1 protein-coding gene is annotated in these 1,125 nt (G+C 72.6%); it reads left to right on the top strand.

The window, feature by feature from the left end; translation table 11 throughout:
• Positions 1-38: 38 nt before the first annotated feature.
• Complete coding sequence (locus tag AC1DY2_RS20000; protein WP_476764004.1) at positions 39-905, top strand: SDR family NAD(P)-dependent oxidoreductase; 867 nt, start codon at positions 39-41, stop codon at positions 903-905.
• Positions 906-1,125 lie beyond the last annotated feature (220 nt).

Raw genomic sequence — 1,125 nt, 5'->3', positions numbered from 1 at the left:
GTCGAGGCCCTCGAGGCCGGGATGCGTCAACTCACGGCATGACGGGGTCGATCCACGCGCGGTCGGAGGCGAAGGGCGATGCAGCCGAACGCATCCGATTCGACGGGCAGGTCGTGGTCGTCACCGGCGCCGCAGGCGGTCTCGGTCGCGCCTACGCCGAGGCGATCGGGACGCGCGGTGCGACGATCATCGCGCACGACGCCGGCGTTCAGCGCGACGGCACTGTTGCGGATGCCGCGGTGGCCGCCCGCGTAGCCGGCGAGCTGTCGGCCGCCGGCATCCTCGCTGAGCCCGAGACGCAGGACCTCGCGACGAAGGGCGGATGCACCGGACTCGTCGAGCGGGTGCTCGGCCGGCATGGCCGCATCGACGCCCTGGTCCACAGCGCCGGCATCGTGCGGTACGCGGGCATCGAATCGACGCCCGACGACGAGTGGCGGCGCATGCTCGCCGTGAACGTCGAATCGGCGTGGTGGCTCGCCCGCGCCGTCTGGCCGTCGATGCGGCAACGCGGCTACGGCCGCCTCGTCTTCACGGTGTCGAGCTACGGTCTGCGACCCATCGACGGGTCCGACGTCACGGCCTACGGGGTCGGCAAGGCGGCCCAATTCGGGCTGATGAACGGGCTCGCGGGCGAAGGGGCGGAGCACGGCATCCTCGCCAACGCCATCGAGCCCATCGCAGCGACCCGGATCTTCCGGCGCCCGACCGGCGCCGACGAGCTCACCCCGGCGAGCATCGCTCCCGCTGCCGTCCTGCTCGCATCACGCGAATGCCCGTGGACCGGACGGGTCGTGAACGCAGCGGATGGGGAGTTCCAGCTGCAGCGGTACCCCGCCAGCGCCCGCCGGCCGCTGGCCGGCGACCTCACTGCCGAGTCCCTCCTCGCCGAACTCCGGGAGTGAGCACGGCGCGCGCCGTGCTCCGCTCTCCGCCGACAGGCGACGGGCGACGGGCGGAACCGCCTAGCCCAGCGAGGCCTCGAGCTTCGCGCCGATCTCCTCGACGTCGAAGTAGTTCACGACCTCGACGACCTCGGCGAAGCTGCGGCCGATGGCCTGCCGCACGGCGCCGGCGAGCTCGGTCGACGTGATGATCACCTGGGCGTCGGCCGCGGCATCCGAG

The sequence above is a fragment of the Agromyces sp. P1_H4 genome (assembly GCF_056405255.1).
This window is presented reverse-complemented; position numbering and strand designations above follow the sequence as displayed.